Consider the following 24,708-nt stretch of genomic DNA (forward strand, 5'->3'; position numbering starts at 1 on the left):
TAGATCGGACTCGCACATCCCGGTGCCACCCGCTGCGGCACCAACCACCCGCACCAGCGCACAGTCGACACCGGCAGCAGGACACTGAACGCGGCCGACGAGAAGCCGGCCGCGCAGCAGCCCAACTCCGCGCGGACAATTCGCCGAACCCCGCAGCCCTGCGAGCCGCAGCAGGAGCGCCCGACGAAAAGCCTGCGACGGTCCAACTCCGTGCGCCAACAATCCGCCGAACCCCGCGCCCCAGCCAGCCGCAGCAGGAGCGCCCGACGAAAAGCCTGCGACGGTCCAACTCCGTGCGCCAACAATCCGCCGAACCCCGCGCCCCAGCCAGCCGCAGCAGGAGCGCCCGACGAAAAGCTGGCGGCGGTCCGATGATTCGCCGATTCGGGCGGCCTTGTCTGCGGCGGCGGACGCACAGCGCGGGCGGGGCACCGGGCTCGCTAGGCTGCACGGTGATGACCGAAACCTTCGTCTACGCCATTCCGATGCGGACCCGGTTCCGCGGCATCACGGTGCGCGAGGGGATGTTGATCAGGGGGCCGCTCGGGTGGGGCGAGTTCTGTCCGTTTCCCGAGTACGACGATCGGGAGGCCGCCGGCTGGTTGGCGACCGCGGTGGAACAGGTGACGGTTGGTTGGCCGGCACCGGTGCGGGAGCGGATTCCGATCAATTGCACGGTGCCCGCGGTCGATCCGGGCCGGGCGCATGCGATCGTTGCCGGGTCCGGATGCCGCACCGCGAAGGTGAAGATCGCCGACCACGCTGGTTCGCTGAGTGAGGATCTGGCGCGGGTCGAGGCGGTCCGGGATGCGCTGGGGCCCGATGGCGCGGTTCGGGTGGACGCCAACGCGGTCTGGGATGTCGAGACGGCCGTCACGCATATCGACCAGATCGACCGTGCCGCAGGCGGTTTGGAGTACGTCGAGCAACCGTGCCGCACCATCGAGGAGCTGGCCGCGGTGCGTCGTCGTGTCGATGTCCGAATCGCCGCCGACGAATCCATCCGCCGCGCCGAGGATCCCCTGCACGTCGCGGTAGCGGGCGCCGCGGATATCGCGGTCCTCAAATGCACCCCGTTGGGCGGTGTCAGCCGCGCACTCGAGGTCGCCGAGGCCGCTGGACTGCCGTGCGTGGTCTCCTCCGCCCTGGAAACCAGCGTCGGCCTAGCGGCCCAACTCGCGCTCGCCGCCGCCCTCCCCGAACTCGAATTCGCCTGCGGCCTGGGCACTTTGTCACTTCTCGAAGGCGACCTCGTGCAGGAATCACTGCGCCCGGTCGACGGCTTCATGCCGGTCCCGAAGTCTCCGCCAACACCCGACCCGACCCTGCTCGAGCGCTACCGCCACCCCGATCCGGCACGTATCCGCTGGTGGGAGGACCGACTTACCCGAGTCCGCGCACTGACCCCGCCGAAGTAACCGTGTCGCGAAGGTGGCCGGCAACAGCGAGCAGTGGACCACGTCGAACCCGGCACGCCCAACAGGTCGGCGTTGCGCGACCGCGGTCGCGCGATTTGCACCGTGCGGAGGCGGACACCACAGCATCCTGAGTTCGCATGCCTGGCCCGACAATCAGCTACCGGCGTCCGCAGACACGGCGCGACCAAAAGCGGCAGCGGCATCAGGTTATGCGGACACCGCACCCGAGCATGCTCGACCGCAAAACCAGCCCGGCTTCCGGCCCGATAATGCCATCGACGAGTTCCAAGTAGCGGCTACAGAACTCAGGGCCGTGCGGGGCCGCCGATCCGGCGGCGGGCTCGAGGTGATGGGCCAGTTCGTGCAGAATCACCAATTCGCGCAGTGCCCACGCGGTCGCACCGGTGTACAGCGGAACAGCCAGCACCGCATCGGCCGCCTCGTAGTGCGCGGCGGCGGTTCCGGCGCGAGAGCGGACCCGGACGGGCGTCGCGGCACGGTGCCATTGTGCCCGAATCCAATTGAGGCTCAGCACCTTATCGGTGTAGACCTGCACCGATTCGACCGAGGCGAAGCGGCGCTCGATCGGCAGCGTGAGGTGTGAACCGTAGAGCTCCACCGTGCGGACACCGTTTTCATCGGCTCGATCGAATACACTCCGCACCAACTGCTCGGCGTCATACACCTTGGCGCGCTGGGTATCTCGTGCACTCATCGGGCCCCGCTCACGGTTCACACCCTTCGTCGCTCACGCCGAGTCGGGCAGTCGGCATGTCGCGCAATGAATTCGCTCATTTCGACCCACCCGGCAATTGCCCACGCGCAGCACCGAGTTCGGGAGATGTCCCTAGCCGCGCCGCCTTCCCGGCCCGGTCGCCTGCACGCCGGGCCGCAGCGCTATGCCCGGCCGACGCCTGTGGACCGCGCCAGGTGCCGCGGGCATCGGAGGTCTTCTTATAGAAGTCGGTGAGCTCGATTTCCTTATTGCGCAGGGCCAATGCCGTACCCGCCGCCACGGTTTCGGGGACCACCTCGGCCACGACCTCCGCCTTCACCTCGGCCAGGCGGCGGCCGATCCGTGCGGCGAATGCCATCTGAAAGTTCAGCCGCGCGGTAACCGCCGCGACCGGCGTTTGCACGCGCCGCTGCACCTTTCGGCCCCAGCGTTTCTCCGTGACGATCTTGTCGACGGTGGCCGAACGATACTGCCCCGATTTGATGTACTGATCCGACGCACGCACCATCTGCACCAGCAGACTTGCGTAGAGGGCTTCACACGTATCGATATCGGAATCGAAGCCGTACGCGTAAACCTGCGTGGAAGTGCGCGCAACATCGCAGCGCACATCATTGGCCGCGGCGATCGCCACGAACAACTGCACGTAGGTGCGCAACCCCTTCTTGCCCGGTTCGCCGATCGGAATCATCCGCTGCATCGGCGTCGGCCTGCGCTCACGTCCGGCGATATGCGCGCGGGCGACCGCGAGGTCGATCGAGGACCTGGTCGCCAACCGCTGGGCCGCGGCCAGAAATGCCTCGGCCTCGTGCTCGTTATCGGTCGATTCGGCTTGGCGCAGCAACCCACCGATCCGGGTGAGCATCCGGTCCGGGACCGCATTCGGCGAACTCATCGCCAGTCAGCCTAACCGCATCGCGAGCGACCACCACCGGGCCCGCGGAACCCGGCCGACCGACACCGGCCGTCGCCACAGATCCGGCGGGAAACGTGGCTGACGGGTTCGGGGAGTTGCCCGAGGAGCGTCTCCACGCGCTGGCAGAGGTCCTGCGCAGCGCCGCCGCCACTGAGTTCGGCACTGAAACGCTGCGGCGGATCGGTGCGGGCCGCCTGCCCGGCAAAATATCGAGGCTACGAGCGATTATGACGTTGCCGCGCCAGCGTCCGCCCCCACTGGAATGTGCCCCTGTTACGGGCACAATCGCTGCGTCGCATATAACAACCATGTATCTTGCCTTGTGCACCGGCAGGGTGTGCTGCTGCTCACGTCTCGACCCCTTGGAGTGTTCGCGATGGCTTTGAAAAAGGTGACGTCCCTACGTTCGTCGCTCGTACCACGAGCGGCGTTGGCAGCCGCCTCTATCGCGCTGCTGACGGCGACGTTCACCAGTGCCTGCTCCAGCGACAACGGCGGCAATCCATCCAGCCAGAACCTCACCGGCCGTGGCCCGATCACCTACGTCGAAGGCAAGGACACCACCGAAACCGGCGCGGTCAAGCAGCTGATCGAGCGCTGGAACGCCTCGCACCCGGACGAGCAGGTCACCTTCAAAGAGCAGTCCAACGACGCCTCGCAGCAGTACGACGACCTGGTCGAGCACATGCGCTCCAAGCAGTCCACCTATGACGTCGTCGCCCTTGACGTGCCGTGGACCGCGGAGTTCGCCGCGAAGGGCTGGATCCAGCCACTGAAGGACACCTTCGCCATCGACACCTCGGCCCTGCTGTCCCCGACGGTCGCCAGCGCCACCTACAACAACACCCTCTACGCCGCGCCGCGAAACACCAACGGCGGCTTGCTGTTCTACCGCAAGGACCTGGTGCCGAATCCGCCCAAGACCTGGAGCGAGATGCTGGCGCAGTGCCCGATCGCCAAGCAGAACAATATGGGTTGCTACGCAGGCCAGCTCGCACCGTACGAAGGCCTGACGGTGAACGCGGCCGAGGCCATCAACGCCTACGGCGGCACCTTCGTCGGCGCGGACGGCAAGACCCCGACCGTGAACACCCCGCAGGCGCGCGCCGGACTCAAGGTGCTCGTCGACGCCTACAAGAGCGGCGATATCCCGAAGGAAGCCATCACCTTCAAGGAGCCGGAGAGCGCCAACGCCTTCAACACCGGCAAGCTGCTCTTCATGCGCAACTGGCCGTCCACCTTCGGTGACGCGGGCGCGGAATCCTCCGCGGTCAAGGACAAGTTCGGCGTCGCGCCGCTGCCCGGCGAGAACGGCGTCGGCGCATCGACCCTCGGTGGCTACAACGCGGCGATCAGTGCGTTCTCCAAGAACAAGGCCACCGCGCTCGACTTCCTGCGCTACCTGATCAGCGAGGACGCACAGCACATCGTCGCGGCCGGTGCGCTGCCATCGGTGCGCGCGTCGATGTACGACGATCCGGCGCTCATCGCGAAGATGCCGTACCTGCCCGCACTGAAGGATTCGATCGCCAACGCGGTGCCGCGTCCGGTCACCCCGTTCTACCCGGCGGTGTCGAAGGCCATCCAGGACAACGCTTATGCTGCGTTGAACGGAACCAAGTCCGTCGACGACGCGATCACCGGTATGCAAAAGGGCATCGAGACAGCTGGGTCGTAGCGAGTACAAGAGCGGACCCGACCACCCCGTAGGAGAGAGAAACGGTGTCGGATCCTTCGGGAACGGCCACTCGCGTGCCGAGCGACGGCGATCAGCCGACAAAGCGCGGATTCGGTGGCACCTTGGCGTTGGAGTTGCGGCGTTCCGGTAAGGCGTGGCTGTTCGTCACGCCCGTGCTGATCACCCTGGCGGTGGTCGTCGGCTATCCGGTCTTCCGCGCGTTGTACATGTCGTTCCAGAAGGATCCTGGACTCGACCCCGCGACCGGCATGTTCGTCGAGGGCGGCAGCGCAGGCTTCTCGAACTACACGCACTGGCTGCTGCAGCAGTGTCAGGCGGCCGGCGAGACGGTCTCCTGCCCGACCGGCAACCTCGGCTCGCAGTTCTGGCTGGCCATCGGCGTGACGCTGTTCTTCACGGTGATCACGGTGACCCTGGAGGCCACCCTCGGCCTCGGCATGGCCATGGTGATGGGCAAGACCTTCAAGGGCCGCGCCCTGCTGCGCGCGGCGGTGCTGGTGCCGTGGGCGATTCCGACCGCGGTCACTGCCCGGTTGTGGGAGTTCATGTTCCAGTACGACGGCGTGGTCAACCGGGTCTTCGGCACCCACGTGCTGTGGACCTCGGAGGCCTGGCCCGCACGGTTCGCGGTCATCGCCGCCGATGTCTGGAAGACCACGCCGTTCATGGCATTGCTGCTGCTGGCCGGTCTGCAGGTGATTCCGGCCGATGTGTACGAGGCCGCCAAGGTCGACGGTGCGTCGGCCTGGCAGCGCTTCACCCAGATCACGCTGCCGCTGCTCAAGCCCGCGCTGCTGGTGGCGGTGCTGTTCCGCACCATGGACGGACTGCGGCTGTACGACCTGCCCGCGATCATGACGCTCGGCAACCCGTCCACCCGCCCGATTTCAGCACTGGTGGTCGAACAGGTCCGCCAGGGGCCCAACAGCGCGGCGGCACTGTCGACGATCACCTTCCTGCTGATCTTCGCGGTGGCGTTCCTACTGGTAAAGGTCTTGGGCGCCAATGCCGTTCGGACCCAGGAAGAACAGCGGGAGGCGCACTGATGACCACCGTGACCACCAAAAAGCCCGCGGCACAGACACCTTGGGCCAAGCGCCTGGGTCCGGTGCGGCTGTATCTGGGTGCGCTGATCGTGCTGGTGTGGGGTCTGGCCCCGTTCTACTGGATGGCCGTCACCGCATTCCGCGATCCGGACTACACCTTCGACAACACCCCGTGGCCCACCCACGTCACCCTGGAGAACTTCCGCAATGCCTTCGACACCAGTCGCGGCAACGACTTCGGTAAGGCGCTGCTCAACAGCGTGATCATCGGCGCGGTGACCACGGCCGTCGCGCTGGTACTCGGCGTGCTCGCCGCCTACGCGCTGGCGCGGCTCACCTTCAAGGGCAAGTACCTGGTCTCCGGGCTCATCCTGTCCGCGTCGATGTTCCCGGTGGTCGTGTTGGTCACCCCGCTGTTCCAACTGTTCACCAACCTCGGCTGGATCGGCGAATACCAGGCGATGATCATCCCGAACATCTCGTTCGTGCTGCCGATGACCGTCTACATCCTGGCCTCGTTCTTCGCCGAACTGCCGTGGGAACTCGAGGAGGCCGCCCGCATCGACGGCGCGACCAAGATGCAGGCGTTCCGTCTGGTCATGCTGCCGTTGGCGGCGCCCGCGGTATTCACCACCGCGATCCTGGCGTTCATCGCCTCGGTCAACGAATATCTGCTGGCCCGACTGCTCTCCAGCGATAAGACCGAACCGGTGACCGTCGCGATCGCGCGGTTCTCCGGTAACAACCCGCTGGTTCAGCCCTATGCCGCGATCATGGCCGCGGGCACGATGGTCACGATTCCGCTGGTCATCATGGTGCTGCTGTTCCAGCGCCGGATCATCTCCGGTCTCACGGCGGGTGGCGTGAAGAGCTAGTACGCCTGTCGCATGGGTTGAATCCCGTTGCGGCGGTAATACTCGGTGTATACGATCTCTGGTCATTTCCGATCGTGTCCTGTGCAGGTGAGTTTTACCGACGCTCCGGGAGGAGATGATCGTGAGCTCGTTCGGCAAGCGGCGACGCGGCGGCAGTCGCCGGGGCAAACCGACGCCGGCACCCTATGCCTCGGTCGCGGGATTCAGCGAGCACAACTTCGGGACGTCACGACGCAAGGACAAGCCCCGACCGCCCGGCTCTTCGAAACCGCCCCGGCCGCAACCCACCCCGGCGAATCGACCACAGCGCACCAGGGGTGAACGCTTCCGACGGCTACTGCTCGCCCTGTTCATCACCTTCGTCGCGGTGCCGTCGCTGCTGTTCGTGCTGGTCTACTGGAGCGCTGAAATCCCGGATCCCGACTCGGTGCAGACCAATCAGATCGCCACCATCCTGGCCGCCGACGGGACCACAGTGATCGCGAAAGTTGTTCCGCCCGATGGCAACCGGATTCCGGTACCGCTGTCGGAGGTGCCAAAACCGGTGCGCGATGCGGTGCTTTCGGCCGAGGACCGCAACTTCTATACCAACCCCGGCTACTCGACCAGCGGATTCCTGCGCGCCGCGCGGGACAATATCCTCGGCAAAGAGGATGCGGGTGGCGGTTCCACGATCACTCAGCAGTATGTGAAGAATGCCTTCCTCGGCTCCGAACGCACCCTGACGAGGAAGATGCGCGAGCTGATCATCGCAGCCAAAATGGCGCGGCAATGGAGTAAGGACGACATCCTCGCCGCCTACCTCAACACCATCTACTACGGGCGCGGCGCGTACGGGATCTCGGCAGCCGCGAAGGCCTACTTCAACAAGTCGGTGCCGGAGCTGACGCTCGCCGAAGGCACGGTACTGGCCGCGGTCATCCGCACCCCCTCGATTCTGGATCCGGAAACCCATCTCTCCGATCTGACCGCGCGCTGGAAGTACGTGCTCAACGGCATGGTCGAGATGGGTGCGCTCGCGCCGGGCGACCGAGATGCGACGGTATTCCCGCCGATCGTCCCCATCACCGAAATCCCGGACGTCAACGCGGCCCGCGGCCCGGAGGGCCTGATCCGCAGCCAGGTGCTGCGGGAACTGCGCAGCGCGGGCATCAGCGAGCGGGAACTGAATACCGGGGCATTGCAGATCACCACCACCATCGATACCAAGGCACAGCAGGCCGCACTCGACGCGATCCACGATCGACTCGACCCGCAGCCGCCGGAACTACGTGGCGCGGTGGTTTCGATCGACCCACATACCGGCGCGGTGCGCGCCTACTACGGCGGCGCCGACGGTTTCGGCTTCGATTTCGCACAGGCGCCACTGCAGACCGGCTCGGCATTCAAGGTCTTCGCGGTGATCGCGGCACTGCGGCAGAGCATTCCGCTCACCCGGATGCTCGACAGTTCACCGTTGACCGATCGCGGTACCGCGATCACCAATGTGGACGGCGAATCGTGCGGCAAATGCACCATGGCCGAGGCGCTGAAGCGCTCACTGAACACCAGTTTCTATCGACTGACGATGTCGATGTCCGACGGCCCCCAGGCAATTGCCGATGCCGCCCATCAGGCCGGTATCCCCGAAGAGATTCCGGGCGTGGCCGGTAAGACCCTCACCGAGGACGGCGGGCATCCGCTGAACGGAATCGTGTTGGGCCAGTATCTGGTTCGCCCCATCGATATGGCATCGGCCTACGCGACGATCGCCAATTCCGGTGTCTACCACCAGCCCTACTTCGTGCAGCGAGTGGTCGCGGGCGACGGCCGCGTCCTGCTGGATCGGGGCGGACCCGACAAACAGGCCGGCAAGCAACTCCCGCCCGGCCAGCAGCGCATACCGCGCGGCGTCGCCGACAGTACCGCCGGCGCGATGATCCCGATCGCCGCATATTCCAACGGGCACAGCCTGTCCGGCGGGCGTCCCTCGGCCGCCAAGACCGGCACCACCCAGCTCGGTGAGTCGAAAGAGAACAAGGACGCGTGGATGATCGGGTTCACCCCGTCGCTGTCCACGGCGGTCTGGGTCGGCACCGAACAGTCCCAGCCCATCGAAACCGCGCGCGGCACCGACATCTACGGCTCCGGCCTGCCCGCCGATATCTGGAAGCAGGTGATGGACGGCGCGCTCGACGGCACCCCGATCGAGCAGTTCCCGACGGCCGGCTCACCGGCCAGCCCGCCGACCGCGAGCAAGCCCTCCGGCGGCAGCTACGACATCCTCAACCCGCCGACCAGCACCTCCGCCGCACCGATGATCATCATTCCACCCGCCCCGGAGCCCACGAAGGAAGTCGAAATCTTCCCCGGATTCAGCATTCCGGTGCCGGGCTGAATCTTTGGCCGCGCGGGCGCGGCGTGTTCGCGGCCCCCTGGTGTCTCGCGTCCGAGCCGTCGAGACTCGCGACTTCGTCGCATGCGCTTCGACGACTCGGACGCGAGACGGGCCGCGAACTCCTCGCTCGTAAGACTCGCTCCGTCGTAGTCAGTGATGGCGGGTCGTTCGGCACCTGATGCACGCGCGTGCAGACTCGCGACTTCGTCGCATGCGCTTCGACGACTCGGACGCGAGACGGGCCGCGAACTCCTCGCTCGTAAGACTCGCTCCGTCGTAGTCAGTGATGGCGGGTCGTTCGGCACCTGATGCACGCGCGTGCAGACTCGCGACTTCGTCGCATGCGCTTCGACGACTCGGACGCGAGACGGGCCGCGAACTCCTCGCTCGTAAGACTCGCTCCGTGCGGGCCGGTGATGACGGATCGTTCGGCGCCTGGTGCACTCGCATCGGATGGTCGAATCCCGCGCCCGCAGCACATGCGCTTCGACGACTCGGACGCGAGACGGGCCGGCGAACGCGTCGCTCGTAAGACTCGCTCCGTCGTGGTCGAAAATGACGGGCATTCGGCACCTGATGCGCGCATTGAGATTCGCGGGTGCGGTGCATGAGCTTCGGCGACTCGGACACTGAAACCGGCCGCGAACTCCTCGCTCGTAAGACTCGCTCGGTCGGGGTGGTGGCGAACTGACAGCGTGCTGGTACTCGGTTCGCTACGAATGTGCGTCGACCGGGGCCATGGGAACGCATGACGTGGCAGCATCGTTTGCCAGAGTGAAGTGAGCGCGCGCGCCGGAACCGAAACCAGGCCGACGCCGACGTCGCGAGATCGATGAGGAAGGATATGCGCTCGAGCGACGACACGCGGCGCGAGCGTCAGGCCCGGAAGTAGCTTCCGTGGCCACGGGGGCCCGGGAGCGCCGCCAATTGGAGACAGACTAGACATAGGGGCACGCCGGTGGATTTCAATGTCGTTGACCGTCCCGAGACGCTCGTGGCGGGCACAGTGCTGCGCAGCCCGGCGCTCGCGGTCGAGGGACCGCGCCGCGCCAAGGTCGAGGAGGCGTGGAAACGCAATCTGGCCCGCAAGCTGCCCGGCCCGCCGACGACCGCGTACGTGGACCACGCGCCGGAGATCAACTCCTACCTGACGCATATCGTCGGCTACCGCTGCCACACCCTCGCGGATCTGCTACCGGGCGATGTGCTCGCCCGAGTACCCGCGGGACGGTTCGCCCGATTCACGCTCAGTGGCGACAATCTCGGGGACACCATCGTGACCATCTGGCGGGCGGTATGGGATGCCGAGGCCGCTGGACGATTGCTGCGCGCCTATACCGGTGACGTGGAACATTATCCGGACGCGCGCACGGCCGAAGTATTCGTGGCGCTGGCAGACGAACCGGTCGACGGTTAGGAACAGCTGTGGACTTCGAAATTGTCACATTGGACGAAAGCCTGGTCGCCGGACTCACCGTCCCGCTGGCCGGACGCGAGGTGACCGCCCGCGACCTGGACCTGGTGAACTTCACCTGGGACCGGTATCTCGCGCGGGAGAAGAACGTGCCGCGGGTCGCGGCCTATATCGGCCAGAACGATCACGCCGTCGCGATTCTGGGCTACGAGGTCGCCGAGATGGACGATATGGATGCCGGTGATGTGCTGACCCGGGTCCCGACCGGACGGTACGCGAAATTCGTTGTCTCCGATAAGCCCTACGATCTGCTGCGCACCGCATGGGCGCAGGTCCGCAAGGCCGAGAGCGCGGGCACCATCACCCGCTCGCACACCGCGGAACTCGAGCGCTACACGGGACCGACCTCCGTCGAGGTGTATGTCTCGCTCGACTGATCAGGTCGACAGCTATGCGGGCCGGACACGGAACTCCGTGCCCGGCCTCGACATTTCGCGCTCATCCACAAACGCTCAGCCAGGGCGAATAGGCGCTGCAAATTGCTCCGCTCGTCGAACCGTCCGAACCTGTTCCGCCACTCACCACTGGTGCGTCCGCGCTGTGTCTCGGACCGTGCGCGGTGCTGCCCGAATATCAGAAGTCCGGCGTCGGCGCCGCGGCAATCCGGGCGGGTCTCGCAGCGGCGGAGCAATTGGGCGGGGCATTCGTCATCGTGCTCGGGCATCCGACCTACTACCCGCGCTTGGGTTTCGGTACGGCATCCGAGTACAGCATCGAGGTACCTGACGAGGCCTTGATGGCGCTGACGCTCGATCCGGCGCCGCGCGGCACGGTGCGCTACGCCGCGCCATTCGGTATCGACTAGCGAGAACGTCGGCATCGACGGTGGGGAGTCTCGACTTCCCGCCGTCGGTCTACCTGCGCAAAGAGTGATTTATATCGCCGACGACTATGCACGTTTATATCGCTCCGATATAGTGGGAAGTCGCATCCATCGGTTAGGTCTGCACACACAGTCAGGGGGTGAAGCCCGATGCTCGAGCTGGCAATCCTCGGGCTGCTCCTCGAAGCGCCCATGCACGGTTACGAGCTGCGCAAGCGGCTGACCGGATTGCTCGGGCCGTTTCGGGCCTTCTCCTACGGATCGCTCTATCCGACGCTGCGTCGCATGCAGACCGATGGGCTGATCGCCGAGGAGAACGTCGCGGGCGTCACCCGTCGTGCGCGACGGGTCTATCAACTGACTCCGGCCGGGCGGGAGCGGTTCACCGAACTGCTCGCCGATACCGGACCGCAGAACTACACCGACGACGGCTTCGGCGTCCACCTGGCGTTTTTCAGCCGTACCCCCGCGGAAGCCCGGATGCGGATTCTGGAGGGCAGGCGACGGCAGGTCGAGGAGCGCCGAGAGGGTTTGCGGGAGGCGATCAAGAAGGCCAGTGGCTCGCTGGATCGCTACACCCGCCAGCTCCACCAGCTCGGTCTGGAATCAAGCGAGCGCGAAGTGCGCTGGCTCAACGAGTTGATTGCGGCGGAGCAATCGACGAAGGCGGCACCACAGAAAGAGGGAAATATCGGCCATGAGTGAAGACAACAAGGCGGACACCGCCACCGAAGTCCGCGTCGCCATCGTCGGCGTGGGTAACTGCGCTTCCTCGCTGGTCCAGGGCGTGCAGTACTACAAGGACGCGGACGAGACCTCCACCGTCCCCGGCCTGATGCATGTCAAGTTCGGCCGGTACCACGTGCGCGATGTGAAATTCGTCGCCGCGTTCGACGTCGACGCCAAGAAGGTCGGCTTCGACCTGGCCGAGGCGATCTTCGCCAGCGAGAACAACACCATCAAGATCTCCGATGTGCCGCCGAGCGACGTTGTCGTGCAGCGCGGTCCGACGCTGGACGGTATCGGCAAGTACTACGCCGAGACCATCGAGCTGTCCGAGGCGCAGCCGGTCGACGTCGTGAAGGTGCTGAAGGACAACAAGGTCGACGTCCTGGTGTCCTACCTGCCCGTCGGCTCGGAAGAGGCGGACAAGTTCTACGCCCAGTGCGCCATCGACGCCGGCGTCGCCTTCGTCAACGCGCTGCCGGTGTTCATCGCCTCCGATCCGGTGTGGGCCGAAAAGTTCACCAAGGCAGGCGTTCCCATCGTCGGTGACGACATCAAGAGCCAGGTCGGCGCCACCATCACCCACCGCGTGATGGCCAAGCTGTTCGAGGACCGCGGCGTGCAGCTCGACCGCACCATGCAGCTGAACGTCGGCGGCAATATGGACTTCAAGAACATGCTCGAGCGCGAGCGCTTGGAGTCGAAGAAGATCTCCAAGACCCAGGCCGTCACCAGCAACCTGAAGAAGGAACTGGGCGCCAACGATGTGCACATCGGCCCGTCCGATCACGTCGGCTGGCTCGACGACCGCAAGTGGGCCTACGTGCGTCTCGAGGGTCGCGCCTTCGGTGATGTACCGCTGAACCTGGAGTACAAGCTCGAGGTGTGGGATTCGCCGAACTCGGCGGGCATCATCATCGACGCGGTGCGCGCCGCGAAGATCGCCAAGGACCGCGGCATCGGCGGACCGGTCATCCCGGCCTCGGCCTACCTGATGAAGTCCCCGCCGAAGCAGCTGGCCGACGATATCGCGCGCGCGCAACTGGAAGCCTTCATCATCGGCGCCGAGTAACAGTCCCACCGATGCGAGAAGCTGGGCCGGAGATCAACTCTCCGGCCCAGCTCTCTTCGGTCCCGGCGATCATCGGGGTAGGCCGCCGCTGGCCCTGCTCATTCCGGACTTGACTCGCTCCAGCAGATCGGGCGTTGGAGGTTCCCACTCGTCAAAGCTGGAGCGAAGAAACAGGCCCGATCTCGCGCCGGGGTCACGTTCCGGAAGATCTGCGTCAGTCATCTGGAAACCCCACGTCTTCACGTTCGATCCGTTCCCGGATCGCTTGCACAGACTTCTCTTTCGGTATCCGTTGCGGCCAGAACACCAGCGCGAGGAACGCGACCAGCGGGACAGCGAACGCAACACCGAGCCCGATCACGCGGACCACCGTCCGCTCTCACTGGACGAGCTCCGATCGCTCAGCGTGTCTGCCGCAGGCCCGTCAGTCTCGACATTGCCGGTAGCCGGTGGTTCAGACCCCCACCACTCCAGATATATCCCGGGGGGCTCGTCTTCGTCGTGATAGTCCCAGACTTCGAGCACACCGCCTGCAAACTGGTAAAGCCTTGTGTGCCTGTGCATCTCAACCCCTATGGTCCGGTGTTGGTAGGCACCCCGTGACCGGTTGGCGTCACATGTCACGGGGGCCGAGTCCGACGCTACGAACCGGCAGCCAGGCCGGTCTACGAACTTGCGGAAACTTGCGGACGTTTCAATGTTCCTCTGTCCTCAGATACGAGGTAGTGCGACCATAAGATCGGCTTCGCAAGAAGGCGCAAGCCGGTACACGGGAGGAACGATCATGCAGTTGCATTTGCTCGGCAAGGGTGGATCCGATAGAAGCGGATGCCCAGCGGTCTACGCCACCGACGAAGGAGGCTACGTACTCGTCGGTTTGGCAGACTGGTCGCGCCGAGACAATCGAGATACCACACCTCTTGTTGGGCTTCGTAGAACCTCGGACGTTCGTCGGAACTCCAATGACGGACAGTGGTCGAGGTACCTTTTCGCTGACAGGACAACCGGTCAGCGACCCCGAAACGCTCGAACAGCTGAAGATGGAACACTACGAGGCAGCCGTCTTGGTGCCAAAAATGGAAAGGACATACTTCGGTGGAGTTTCGCGGAGTCGATGACTGGCGTCAGTTTTTCGACGAATGCCAACGTTCAGCATTCCATATGGAGGTCCGGGACTCCTATGCGGAACCGGCCGAATCAGAAGCACTACGCCGCTTTCTGAACAATGAGCCTCCGGCAGAGTACGACAAAAGCGATTGGCTCGAACTCATCCGCAGTATGGTCGGCCGTGGTGTTGCGGTTAGTCGTATCCGCGTGGTGACCGTGCCGCACACCGGGTATCAGCGTTGGCTACTTTCGGTTACAGGCAACAACGTCGAAGCCGGTGAAGACATCCGGTATGTCCCGCGCCATTCGGTTGATCCCGCGATCGTTCCGTCCGATGATTGGTGGCTGTTTGATGAGAATCTGGTAGCTTTCAATCTCTCGGATTCCGCCGGGAAACCTGCCGGAGCAGGAATAACTACCGATCCCGGAATCGTCGCCTACTGCCGCGAGGTCAAGAATCTTCTATGGCCCTTTGCGACACCCTACCGGGATTACCATGCCGACCAGGTGAACGCTCGGAAGTGACGGACACAGTTCAGGAGGCAATGGAAGCCCTCGGCCTGCGACTTCGAGAGATCCGACGTTACGCCGGAGTTTCGGGCCGAGAGCTTGCTACTTTTCTAGGTCAACACGAATCCAAGATATCCCGTATAGAGCACGGGAAAGCTAAACCGTCAAGCGACGATATACGCGCGTATTGCCGACACTGCAATGCTGACAAAGAATTACCGGAACTGCTGGCAACGCTGCACGCCGTAGACACGGCATACATGGAGTGGCGGAGAGTGCTTGGTGGGGGTATCAAACGCGCTCAACAACAAGTGATGAAAAACGAGGCTTCGGCCGAGTTCATACGCAATTACGAGCCTCAGATTATTCCTGGACTACTTCAGACCGCCGAGTACGCTGAGGCCAAACTCCGTAGTGTAATCGAATTCTATCACCTTCCCGACGACCTGGACTCGGGAGTATTGAAGCGGATGGAGCGCCAGCAGATCCTATACAAGCGCGGGTATCGGTTTCATTTCCTGATAAGCGAAAAAGCTCTATATAGCACGGTTGGCAATGACATCGTCATGATAGGGCAACTCGATCGGCTACTTTCGATTATCGGAATGCCGAGAGTCGGGTTCGGCATTATCCCCTTGGATGCTGAAGTTATCTTGTCGATTGAGAATTTCATGATGTTCGACAATCGCATGATCAAAGTAGAAGGTCACACAGCTGAGATCACCATAACTCAGCCACGAGAAATAGCACTGTACGGCCGGGCGTTCGATGTGCTGGCCGGTCAGTCGGTGACCGGGGAAGCTGCACGCAACCTGATCCGCAGGGCGCTGGAGATTAGATAAGTCTCGCTGTGCCCGATGTGCACCGCTCTCCGCGCTGGATGGGTCGATGATCTATCGCTAGTCGATACCAAGGCGGCAGCGGATCGATCCGGAGTCCTGATCAGCGATTGGGTGGGAAGACCTGCAATGGCTCGCCAGTTACCGTCGCTGTCAGATAACCCGACGCACCTGCTTGGTTCTCGCGTAGATCGAGACAGCGGCGTCCGAATCACCGCGGCCCGGCGGGAATTCGATCGAGGCGTGCGTGAGGCGCCGCCCTGGGTGCCTGGGCACGGCCACTCGCGCGAACCAAGCGGCCTCGCGCGATCGAATCAGGTCCTCAACGCGGCGTGGGCGAAGCGACGCGCAGCGGCTCACCGGTGAACGTCACCGTCATGAATCCTGAAGCGCCTGCTCGGCTCTTGGCGTAGATCTGCACGGCTGGTCCGAGATCGACCGGTCCGTTGGTGGCGAAGCTGAACTTGAAGTAATTGACCGCGCCATCGGGCACCTTGATCGTCTGTGGTGCACCCGCGAGCAGTCCGGCTATCGCCCGTACATCGACGGCGGCGAGATCGACGGTCTTCGTATCGGGGCTTCGTCCGTCCCGGATGTCCGGCTCGCGGAAGCTGCCGTTGTAGTAGTAGCTCGCCGTCTCGCTCGGATTACCGCTGGCAGGCCGTTTGAAGAGCACATACTCCGGATACAGGGTGACCTCGTCGGCCTTGGTGTCGCCGAATTCCGCGCGGTACTCGGCGAGGAAATAGGCGAGCCCGGCGCCGGTGGTCAGCGTCGGCACGTGTTCGGACGGACCGAGGGAACCGCCCGCGCAGCTCGCGATACCGCCCACCGCTGCACCGAGCACCGCGGCCGCACTGATGATCGCCACGGGCGCGAGCCAGCGCCGTGGCCGCCTGCGATCCACCCGGACCACCGGCGCGTCGACCAGGTTGTCCGGGATCTGCAAATCGCCGACGATGGCATCGAGTTCGCCGAAGGATTTGGCGGACATGGCCTTCGCGGTGCGGGCGGTGTGCTCGTCCTCGGTGAGCTGACCGTCGGCCAGTGCCGCGTCGAGCAGGCCGCACACATCGGCACGGTCGGTATCGCGGGCCCGGATATCGCCGTAGCGCGTCGTCGCCATCAACGTCTCACTTTTCGAACGGCACCGCGCGCGCGACCACGCCCGCTGGCGTCAGCAGTAGAAATCCGGACTCGTTGAACTTGTTGCCCGCGTAAATGGTTACGTACGGGCCATTTCTCGGTATGCCGTAACCGCTGTACGCACCGGCGTCGTCGATCTGCACATCCATATGCGTGACAACACCGTTGGGCACCCGCAGGGTGCTCGGCGCGCTCGCGAGCGCATCAGTGATCGCGGCGACGTTCAGCTGGGCGAGATCCGCGGCGGGTTTATCCGCCTTGCGGCTGGTCACGGCGCTCGACTGCTGGAAGCCGCCGCGATAGTCGTAGCCGATCAACCGATTCGGCTCCCCCGGCACCGCACGCGCCACGACGGCGTATTCCGGATACAACGTCAGCGTATCGATCTGCAGACCGCCGAATTTGTCGCGGTATTTTCCCAGGAACAGCGTGAGCCCCTCCCTGGTAAGCAGATTCGGCGTCGCGATCACGATCGGCTGCACCGATCCGAGGTCAACGACGACCGGTGGTGCGGCAGGGGCTGGTGCGGTATCCGATACCCCGCTGGTCAGCACGAAGGCGGCGACCGCCGCACAGACAGCGCCGGCCCCGACGGCGATCCGATACCAGCGCCGACGATTCGAACGCGGCGGCTGCGGTGGCGGCGCGGCATCGCTGGGCCGTTGCAGATCGTCGACCAATTGCGCCAGTTCGCCAAGGGTTTTCGCCTCGCCGACCAGTTCGATGAGGGTCTGGTGCTCGTCCTCGCTCAGCTGACCGTCGCCGCGCGCATTGTCGATCAGTTGCCGAGTGGTGTCGCGATCGACATCCCGTGCCCGGGTGTGATCGGGATAACGCCCACCGGTTCCGGTTCGGCGCAACGGGTTTCGGGTGGGCGTCGATTCGCTCGGCACCAGATCACCCACGGCGGACGGCACTTGCAGATCACCGATGAGGCGCTCGAGCTCACCGACCGTCTTCGCGGTCTCGGCCTTGGCCGTGCGGTCGCGATATTCATCTGCGCCGAGCTGGCCTTCGGCGTAGGCGGCATCCAGCACACTGGACGCGTTGGCACGGTCGAGGTCACGCGCTCGCATACGTCCGGATGCTGCGGTCGACCGCCCGGATGTAGCGGGGGACACGGGGGAATCGTAATCCGCCGAGGCCGGTAACGCCCCAGTTCAACAATGAATACCGGTCGGTCGATCCCGCACAGCCCAGCGCGGTCCGCGCGCGGCCCCGCTACTCTGGTTCTCGTGCGAATTCAGCGACAGGTGGTCGACTACGCTCTCAAGCGTCGGTCGCTGCTCGCTGACGTCTATGCGGGCCGTGTCGATGTTGCCGAGGTTTGCGATGCAAATCCCTACCTTTTACGTGCGGCGAAGTTCCACGGTCGGGGGAGTGAGGTCACATGCCCGATCTGCCGGAAAGAGCAATTGACGCTCGTATCCTGGGTCTACGGCGACGGCGTCGGCCCGATGGCGGGATCGGCTCGCACACCGGAGGAATTGATACGCCTCGCCGAGACTCGCGAGGAGTTCTCGGTCCATGTCGTCGAGGTATGCCGGAGCTGCAGCTGGAATCATCTGGTGCAGTCCTATGTGCTCGGTACCGCTCCGTCGCCCACGCGGCGGCGCACGGGCACCAGGGCCAACCGGCGCACCGCAGCCGAATGATGTGCCAGGTCATCTGCCCGTCGGGTGACACGCGGAGCCTCGACGTGTCCGCCGCGGCGATAATCGCCGCACCGCGCCCCGCAGACCCTTACGAGTTATGGAGATCTTGTCAGTGAATTCGCCCTACGAGACTTCCCCCTACGGCGATGAACCGCACGGCGGCCGCACTCAGCGAAGTTCACCTCAGCCTCCGAACCCGTATCCCGGTCAGCGACCGGCCGGTCCCCCACCCGGTCGGCCCGGTCCCGGTGGTCCGCGGCCGCCGCAGGGTGGGTATCCCGGTGAGCCGCGCGGTCCGCAGCCGCCGCGTCGACCGGGTCCGCCACCGCAGGGCCGTCCGCCGCAGGGCAGGCCACTACCCGATAACGCCCCGCCCGGCGCGCAGTCCACACAGAAGATCGAGCGCCCGAATCGGCAACCCGGTTCGCTGACCGACGCCGTCGCCGAACGCAACCGCCGCACGGCCCCGCCCACCGGTCCCCGACCGGCCAGCCCGCGGCCCGGCCAAGATCGACCCGGTCAGGATCGCCCCGGTGCCCGTCGACCCAACGGCACCGGACCCACCACCGGCGAACGCCGCGCGACCGCGGGCGCGCCACCCTCGGGACCGCCGCCGCGCCGCAATGGCGGTAACGGTGGTCCGGGCGGACCGGGCGGTCGTCGTCCCGGTGCGAAGAAGAAGTCGCCGTGGCGGATCGTGCGGCGGGTCATCTACGTCCTGCTAGCCCTGTCCATCATTTTGCCGAGCACGGTCTTCCTGATCGCCTACACCACGGTTTCGGTACCCCAGCCGGGTGACCTCAAAACCAACCAGGTCGCGAATATCCTCGCCAGCGACGGCACCACGGTGATCAGCAAGGTCGTACCGCCGGAGGGCAACCGCACCGACGTCACCATCGACCAGATTCCGCCGCATGTGCGCAATGCCGTGATCGCGGCCGAGGACCGGGACTTCTACACCAACCCGGGCTTCTCGGTTTCCGGCTTCCTGCGCGCCGCCCGGGACCAAGCCCTCAACAAGGAGAGCGCGGGTGGTGGCTCGACCATTACCCAGCAGTATGTGAAGAACGCGCTCGTCGGTGACGAACACTCGCTGTCTCGCAAGCTGCACGAGCTGGTCATCTCGGCGAAGATGGCGCGCCAGTGGAGCAAGGACGACATCCTCGCCGCCTACCTCAACACCATCTACTTCGGTCGCGGTGCGTACGGCATCGATGCCGCCGCCAAGGCCTACTTCGCCAAGCCGGTCTCCGAGCTCACCGTGGCCGAGGGCGCGGTGCTCGCCGCCACCATCCAGCAGCCCTCCGGCCTGGATCCGGAGAAGAATCCCGAGGGCGCGAAGTTCCGCTGGAACTATGTGCTCGACGGCATGGTCTCCGGCGGCAATCTGAAGGCCGAAGAGCGCCAGGGCCAGCAGTACCCGCAGGTGGTCCCGGTCTCCACCACCAAGGACAAGGGCCTGGACTCCGGGCCCGAGGGCCTGATCAAGACCCAGGTGCTCAAGGAGTTGGCGGCCGCGGGCATCAGCGAACAGCAGCTCAACACCGCTGGTCTGTCGATCACCACCACGATCGATCCGAAGGCACAGCAGGCCGCCGTCGACGCCGCGCAGAAGAAGATGCAGGGCGAACCGGAAAAGCTGCGCGCCGCAGTGGTTTCGGTGGATCCGAAGACAGGTGCGGTGCGCGCCTACTACGGCGGCGACGACGGTCAGGGCTACGACTTCGCAAATGCCGGTCTGCAGCCGGGATCCTCGTTCAAGGTCTTCGGTCTCGCGGAGAACCTGGAATTGGGCAAACCGCTGTCGGAGATGTACGACAGCTCGCCGATCACCGTGAACGGCATCAAGATCACCAACGTCGAAGGCGAACAGTGCGGCACCTGCACCATCGCCGAGGCGCTCAAGCGCTCGCTGAACACCAGCTTCTACCGCATGGAGCTGGATATGCAGAACGGTCCGCAGAAGATCGCCGATATGGCGCACAAGCTCGGCATTCCGGAGACCATTCCGGGCGTCGGCAAGAGCCTGGTCGAGCCGGACGGCTCCGCGCCCAACAACGGCATCGTGCTCGGTCAGTACCAGGCCAGGGTGCTCGATATGGCCTCGGCCTACGCGACGCTGGCCGCCTCCGGCGTCTACCACGCACCGCACTTCGTCACCAAGGTGGTGAGCGCCGACGGGCAGGTGCTGCTCGACCGCGGTGATGTGGCCGGTGAACAGCGGGTCTCTTCGGCGGTCGCGGACAACGTCACCGACGCGATGAAGCCGATCGCGGCCTGGTCACGCAATCACAACCTGGCCAACGGCCGCGAGTCGGCGACCAAGACCGGTACCGCCCAGCTCGGCGACACCGGCGAGAACAAGGACGCCTGGATGGTCGGCTACACCCCGTCGCTGTCCACCGCGGTGTGGGTCGGCTCCATCGATAACTCGGCGTTGCGCAACTACAGCGGCGGCATGGTCTACGGCTCTGGTCTGCCCTCGGATATCTGGAAGGCCACCATGGACGGCGCCCTGGACGGCACCCCCAAGGAAACCTTCCCGAAGCCGGCCCCGATCAAGGGCCAGGCCGGTGTGCCCGCATGGTCCGCACCGTTCACCCCGCCGTCGACCACGGAGGCGCCGCTGCTGCCGCCGATCCAGATCGTCCCGAATACGATCGACACTCCCTTCGGACCGATCCAGGTACCCGGGGTGCAACCGCAGACGCAGCAGCGCCAGCCGCAACAACAACAGCAGCAGCCGGAGTCGACGCCGCTGCCCGGACAGCCGACGGCGAACTCCGACGGTTCGATGCCGACGACTACCGGATCGCCCCAATCCGGCGGCACCGGTAACGGCAACGGCAGTCAACCGACCCGCACCCGGTAGCCTCGGGTGCCGTGACCGAACCGCAACTCGTGGACGAGCGGACGAACGCAAGCGCGCCGCAGCCCGATGGGATGCGGTCCGGTGCAACGCAATCCGTCGGCGGCGCGACGCACTATGTCGCGCCCGCGCCGCTGGCGCCGGATCTGCGTTCGGCCGACGGCCGAGATCGGCCCAGCCGCAACGATTCCCTGACCGCGCAGCTGAGCACGGTCGTCGGCGGCCCGGTCGGTGACCACGCGCTCATCGGCCGGGTCCGGTTCTGGACCCCGATGCGGGTGCTGCTCGCCTTCGCACTGGTCTTCCTCGCACTCGGCTGGGCGAGCAAGGCGGGCTGTATCCAGCAGACGACCACGTCCGACGGTTCGCTCACCCTCGACTGGAACAACGGCCGCCAGTACATCGCCATGTGCTACTCGGATACCGTGCCGCTCTACGGCGCGGAGCGTTTGAACGAGGGCGCCTTCCCGTACAAGAAGGAATGGACCGAGCAGACACCGGACGGCGGCCGCGAGACCAGGTACATGGAGTATCCGGTGCTGTCCGGGCTCTACCAGTACGCGTCGATGCAGGTCGCCAAGACCTGGGATGCCGCGCCGCTGCCCGGTGCGCTGCAGGTGGTCATCTACTTCAATGTGGTCGCGGTCGGTCTGGCCTTCGCCTGGCTGGTCACGGTGTGGGCCTCGGCGCAACTGGCGGGGCGGCGGATCTGGGACGCCGCGCTGGTCGCCTGTTCGCCATTGGTGATCGTGCACGCGTTCACCAATTTCGACGCGCTCGCAACGGCTTTCGCCGCCACCGGTCTGCTCGCCTGGGCCCGCCGACGACCGCTGCTCGCGGGCCTGCTGCTCGGACTGGGCGGCGCGGCCAAGCTCTATCCGCTGCTGCTGCTCGGGCCGATCGTGGTGCTGTGCCTGCGCGCCGATCCACTGCAGCGGGTGCCGAGCGCACGACTCGGACTCCGGTTGAGCGATATCGACAGCGTGCGCACCGCGCTGACCTGGTTGCGCGAAACCCCGTATCGAACGCAGTTCCTCAGCGCCCGACCGCTGGGCGCGGCCGCCTTGACCGTCGCGGCCGCGGCGGGCACCTGGCTGGTGGTGAATCTGCCGATCGCGCTGCTGTACCCGAATGGCTGGCGGGAGTTCTTCCGGCTCAACACCACTCGGCACGCCGACCCGGATTCCATCTACAACGTCATCACCTCGTTCACCGGCTGGGCCGGATTCGACGGCGAGATCGGACATGCCGAACAGCCGACCATCCTGAATCTGGTGTCGCTGCTGGTATTCGTCGCGGCATGTGCGGCGATCGCCTATATCGCGCTCACGGCCCCACGCCGACCGCGCGTGGCCCAGCTGTGCTTCCTGGTGGTCGCCGCCTTCCTGATCACCAATAAGGTGTGGAGCCCGCAGTATTCGCTGTGGCTGGTGCCGCTGGCCGTACTCGCGCTGCCGCATCGCCGAATTCTGCTGGCCTGGATGACCATCGACGCGCTGGTCTGGGTGCCGCGGATGTTCTACTACCTCGGCCTGGACCGCAAGGGCCTGCCCGAGCAGTGGTTCACCGGCACCGTTCTGCTGCGCGATATCGCGGTACTCGCGCTGTGCGCCTTGATCGTTCGGCAGATCTACCGACCAGAGGAGGACCTGGTCCGGCGCGATTTCGTCGACGATCCGGTCGGCGGCGTGATCGATCGCGCACCGGATCCGCTGCTGCCCTGGCTGCCGGAGGCACTGCGGCCGAGGGCTGTGCTCCGCTAGCGACTGCTTGCAGGTCGCTCGAAAGGTCGGCTCAACTGGTGCGCAGGAAGCGCGCCTGCCTGGCCGGTTCCCGTGGCAGCAGGTCCAGATCCAGCTGCCAGGCGCTGCCGGTCCACGGATCGAACAGCGGGGTGCCGTCCACCGTCGGCAGATGACGGCAGGCCTGGGACAGCATCGCCACCGTGCCGTCGCTGGACTCGGATTCGTCGGTGCCGACGATCACCGTGGACAGCCCGATCAGATCGCCGCGCACCAGCAGCGTCGCGATGCGCTGCGCGTCCGCGGTCTGGTACCCGTGCGGAAAGTCCGCCGCGAGCAATACCCGGTGCTCGGTCGGCGGGGTGAAATTCCCACTGGAATAAGCCAATTCGGCCAGGTCGGCGGCCTCGACCAGGGTCTGCAGCCGCACCGAGATATCGCCGAATTCGGTGATCGGCGGGCCGTTCAGCACCGGGGTCAGCGGACCGACGAGTTGGCTGAACGCACCGGTCAGATCGATCATGTCGACCAGGGTGCGCCGACCGGGATCGGCAGCGAGCAGCCGCGCGAGCACCGCGCCGACGACCGGGGTCGCCGCGGCTGTCGATTCGGTATCGATCCACAGCGGACGCGTCAGCGGCACCGGCACGCAGTACGGAATGCGCAGCGGCCCACGCTCGTTCGCGTAGAGCTCGCCGAGCCGGATGCCATCACTCGGCGTCGGCGCCCCGTCCCAGGCGGGCGAATCCCAGGACGCAAGTGACGGCGGCAGTTGCCGATCGGCGTCGGCGAGTTCACCCATGAGCGCTTGGCTATCGCGCAGGTGACTATCTTCCGCGGTGGCGATCAGGTCGTCACAGCGACGCTGTGCGGTCTGCCTGGCCTCCTCGGCGGCGGGGGTGTTCCTGGTCGCCGGATCCGAAACCGCCGCGGACAGTTCCTGATCCAGCCGCTGCATGGCGTAATCACGCGCGGAGATGAGCGCGGCGGCCGAGCGCGCGGCATCCTCGAAAATCATCCACAGGCGTTCGAGTCCGTGCGCGACCTCGAGCGGCGCCGGGCCGGCGGCACGGGAGTCGCTGGGAGCGCTGATGGTGTCCTGACCACCGGCCCGGCCCGCACTGCCGACCGGTTCGGCTTCCCGCAGATCGGCCGCGCTGTGTTGCCCGGACTGCGGCGTCGCCGGTTCGTCGACCTCGACGCCGTGCGCGGTGAGCAGCACGGCGAGCCCACCCGCATAGCCCTGACCGACCGCGCGCAACTTCCAGTCGGTTCCGCGCCGATACACCTCGAGGCAGATCAGCGCGGTCTCCCCCGCGGACGGATTGATCGCGAATTCCGCTGTAGCGCTGTCGTGTACGGCGAGTTCGGCGGTGACCGCACCGAGCCCGTGCGCCTGCGCGGGCGCGGCCGGATCGGCGCTGACCACCAGCAGCACCGCCTTGGCGTCGGCACGCACCTCGGCGAGCCGGATGGTGACGCCATCCTCGGACAGCGTCACCCCCGCGGTCTCGGCCTGGTTGTAGAACACGAAATCGCCGGTATCGAAGACCCGCAGGTTCTCCGCCACAACCAGCGCCGAAACATCCAGGGCAGCCCCGGCTTTCGCGCTGAATCGAACGATATCGCCGGTCAGCACCATATTCTGACCGGCCTTCAGCTGAATCACGTTGTCCGC

The 24,708-nt window shown here is 65.5% G+C and carries 21 protein-coding genes; 15 read left to right on the forward strand and 6 right to left on the reverse strand.

Features of this window, described 5'->3' with window-relative positions:
* Window positions 1–455 precede the first annotated feature (455 nt).
* Window positions 456–1,418: an o-succinylbenzoate synthase gene (locus ACQPYR_RS42325; protein ID WP_433625661.1), complete on the forward strand. Its 963-nt coding sequence runs from the start codon at window positions 456–458 to the stop codon at window positions 1,416–1,418.
* 202 nt (window positions 1,419–1,620) lie between these two features.
* Here the strand turns inward: ACQPYR_RS42325 and ACQPYR_RS42330 are convergent, their stop codons facing one another.
* Both ACQPYR_RS42330 and ACQPYR_RS42335 read right to left on the reverse strand, forming a co-directional pair.
* Window positions 1,621–2,133, reverse strand: coding sequence for a TIGR04338 family metallohydrolase (locus tag ACQPYR_RS42330; RefSeq protein WP_433625664.1), 513 nt, complete (start codon window positions 2,131–2,133; stop codon window positions 1,621–1,623).
* A gap of 76 nt (window positions 2,134–2,209) precedes the next feature.
* Window positions 2,210–3,049, reverse strand: a complete 840-nt coding sequence (locus ACQPYR_RS42335; RefSeq protein WP_433625667.1) for a DUF2786 domain-containing protein — start codon at window positions 3,047–3,049, stop codon at window positions 2,210–2,212.
* 397 nt (window positions 3,050–3,446) lie between these two features.
* Here ACQPYR_RS42335 and ACQPYR_RS42340 point away from each other — a divergent pair, with 397 nt between their 5' ends.
* From ACQPYR_RS42340 to ACQPYR_RS42380, 9 genes are all read left to right on the forward strand, one after another.
* Window positions 3,447–4,748: an ABC transporter substrate-binding protein gene (locus ACQPYR_RS42340; RefSeq protein WP_433625669.1), complete on the forward strand. Its 1,302-nt coding sequence runs from the start codon at window positions 3,447–3,449 to the stop codon at window positions 4,746–4,748.
* 44 nt (window positions 4,749–4,792) lie between these two features.
* On the forward strand, window positions 4,793–5,815 hold the full coding sequence (locus ACQPYR_RS42345; RefSeq protein ID WP_084509351.1) for a carbohydrate ABC transporter permease: 1,023 nt from the start codon (window positions 4,793–4,795) through the stop codon (window positions 5,813–5,815).
* Window positions 5,815–6,690, forward strand: coding sequence for a carbohydrate ABC transporter permease (locus ACQPYR_RS42350; protein WP_387286836.1), 876 nt, complete (start codon window positions 5,815–5,817; stop codon window positions 6,688–6,690). The genes ACQPYR_RS42345 and ACQPYR_RS42350 overlap by 1 nt, the downstream gene beginning before the upstream one ends.
* A gap of 115 nt (window positions 6,691–6,805) precedes the next feature.
* Window positions 6,806–9,067, forward strand: a complete 2,262-nt coding sequence (locus tag ACQPYR_RS42355; RefSeq protein ID WP_433625673.1) for a transglycosylase domain-containing protein — start codon at window positions 6,806–6,808, stop codon at window positions 9,065–9,067.
* 958 nt (window positions 9,068–10,025) lie between these two features.
* Entirely contained in the window at window positions 10,026–10,484 is a 459-nt protein-coding gene (locus ACQPYR_RS42360) for a GyrI-like domain-containing protein (protein WP_387286840.1), read from the forward strand.
* 8 nt (window positions 10,485–10,492) lie between these two features.
* Window positions 10,493–10,918, forward strand: a complete 426-nt coding sequence (locus ACQPYR_RS42365) for a GyrI-like domain-containing protein (protein ID WP_040697421.1) — start codon at window positions 10,493–10,495, stop codon at window positions 10,916–10,918.
* Between the two features lie 182 nt (window positions 10,919–11,100).
* Window positions 11,101–11,346 (forward strand): hypothetical protein, encoded by a 246-nt coding sequence (locus tag ACQPYR_RS42370; protein ID WP_433625677.1) that lies wholly within the window; start codon window positions 11,101–11,103, stop codon window positions 11,344–11,346.
* 168 nt (window positions 11,347–11,514) lie between these two features.
* Entirely contained in the window at window positions 11,515–12,069 is a 555-nt protein-coding gene (locus ACQPYR_RS42375) for a PadR family transcriptional regulator (RefSeq protein ID WP_040697429.1), read from the forward strand.
* Window positions 12,062–13,162, forward strand: a complete 1,101-nt coding sequence (locus ACQPYR_RS42380) for an inositol-3-phosphate synthase (protein ID WP_433625681.1) — start codon at window positions 12,062–12,064, stop codon at window positions 13,160–13,162. The genes ACQPYR_RS42375 and ACQPYR_RS42380 overlap by 8 nt, the downstream gene beginning before the upstream one ends.
* Before the next feature lie 214 nt (window positions 13,163–13,376).
* On the opposite strand, the gene ACQPYR_RS42385 is transcribed toward ACQPYR_RS42380, so the two are convergent.
* Entirely contained in the window at window positions 13,377–13,523 is a 147-nt protein-coding gene (locus ACQPYR_RS42385; RefSeq protein ID WP_433625683.1) for a hypothetical protein, read from the reverse strand.
* 734 nt (window positions 13,524–14,257) lie between these two features.
* Between ACQPYR_RS42385 and ACQPYR_RS42390 the strand changes: the two genes are divergently transcribed.
* Both ACQPYR_RS42390 and ACQPYR_RS42395 read left to right on the forward strand, forming a co-directional pair.
* A complete protein-coding gene (locus ACQPYR_RS42390) occupies window positions 14,258–14,794 on the forward strand; it encodes a DUF6879 family protein (protein WP_433625685.1) in 537 nt (178 codons plus the stop codon).
* Window positions 14,791–15,621 (forward strand): helix-turn-helix domain-containing protein, encoded by an 831-nt coding sequence (locus tag ACQPYR_RS42395; protein WP_433625687.1) that lies wholly within the window; start codon window positions 14,791–14,793, stop codon window positions 15,619–15,621. Before ACQPYR_RS42390 ends, ACQPYR_RS42395 begins: the two co-directional genes overlap by 4 nt.
* Before the next feature lie 319 nt (window positions 15,622–15,940).
* Here the strand turns inward: ACQPYR_RS42395 and ACQPYR_RS42400 are convergent, their stop codons facing one another.
* Both ACQPYR_RS42400 and ACQPYR_RS42405 read right to left on the reverse strand, forming a co-directional pair.
* Window positions 15,941–16,744, reverse strand: a complete 804-nt coding sequence (locus ACQPYR_RS42400) for a DUF1707 SHOCT-like domain-containing protein (RefSeq protein WP_433625690.1) — start codon at window positions 16,742–16,744, stop codon at window positions 15,941–15,943.
* 7 nt (window positions 16,745–16,751) lie between these two features.
* Window positions 16,752–17,840 carry a DUF1707 SHOCT-like domain-containing protein gene (locus ACQPYR_RS42405; protein WP_433625693.1) on the reverse strand — a complete coding sequence of 363 codons (1,089 nt, stop codon included), beginning with the start codon at window positions 17,838–17,840 and terminating at the stop codon, window positions 16,752–16,754.
* Window positions 17,841–17,999: 159 nt separating this feature from the next.
* Here ACQPYR_RS42405 and ACQPYR_RS42410 point away from each other — a divergent pair, with 159 nt between their 5' ends.
* From ACQPYR_RS42410 to ACQPYR_RS42420, 3 genes are all read left to right on the forward strand, one after another.
* Entirely contained in the window at window positions 18,000–18,419 is a 420-nt protein-coding gene (locus tag ACQPYR_RS42410; RefSeq protein ID WP_169814622.1) for a DUF5318 domain-containing protein, read from the forward strand.
* A 727-nt stretch (window positions 18,420–19,146) separates the two neighbouring features.
* Window positions 19,147–21,291 (forward strand): transglycosylase domain-containing protein, encoded by a 2,145-nt coding sequence (locus ACQPYR_RS42415; RefSeq protein ID WP_433635409.1) that lies wholly within the window; start codon window positions 19,147–19,149, stop codon window positions 21,289–21,291.
* 71 nt (window positions 21,292–21,362) lie between these two features.
* Window positions 21,363–23,051 carry a glycosyltransferase family 87 protein gene (locus ACQPYR_RS42420; protein ID WP_433635410.1) on the forward strand — a complete coding sequence of 563 codons (1,689 nt, stop codon included), beginning with the start codon at window positions 21,363–21,365 and terminating at the stop codon, window positions 23,049–23,051.
* A 31-nt stretch (window positions 23,052–23,082) separates the two neighbouring features.
* On the opposite strand, the gene ACQPYR_RS42425 is transcribed toward ACQPYR_RS42420, so the two are convergent.
* Entirely contained in the window at window positions 23,083–24,699 is a 1,617-nt protein-coding gene (locus tag ACQPYR_RS42425; protein ID WP_433625696.1) for a TerD family protein, read from the reverse strand.
* Window positions 24,700–24,708 lie beyond the last annotated feature (9 nt).

Origin of the sequence: Nocardia sp. CA-120079 (assembly GCF_050955745.1) — a bacterium.
Taxonomy (GTDB): Bacteria; Actinomycetota; Actinomycetes; order Mycobacteriales; family Mycobacteriaceae; genus Nocardia.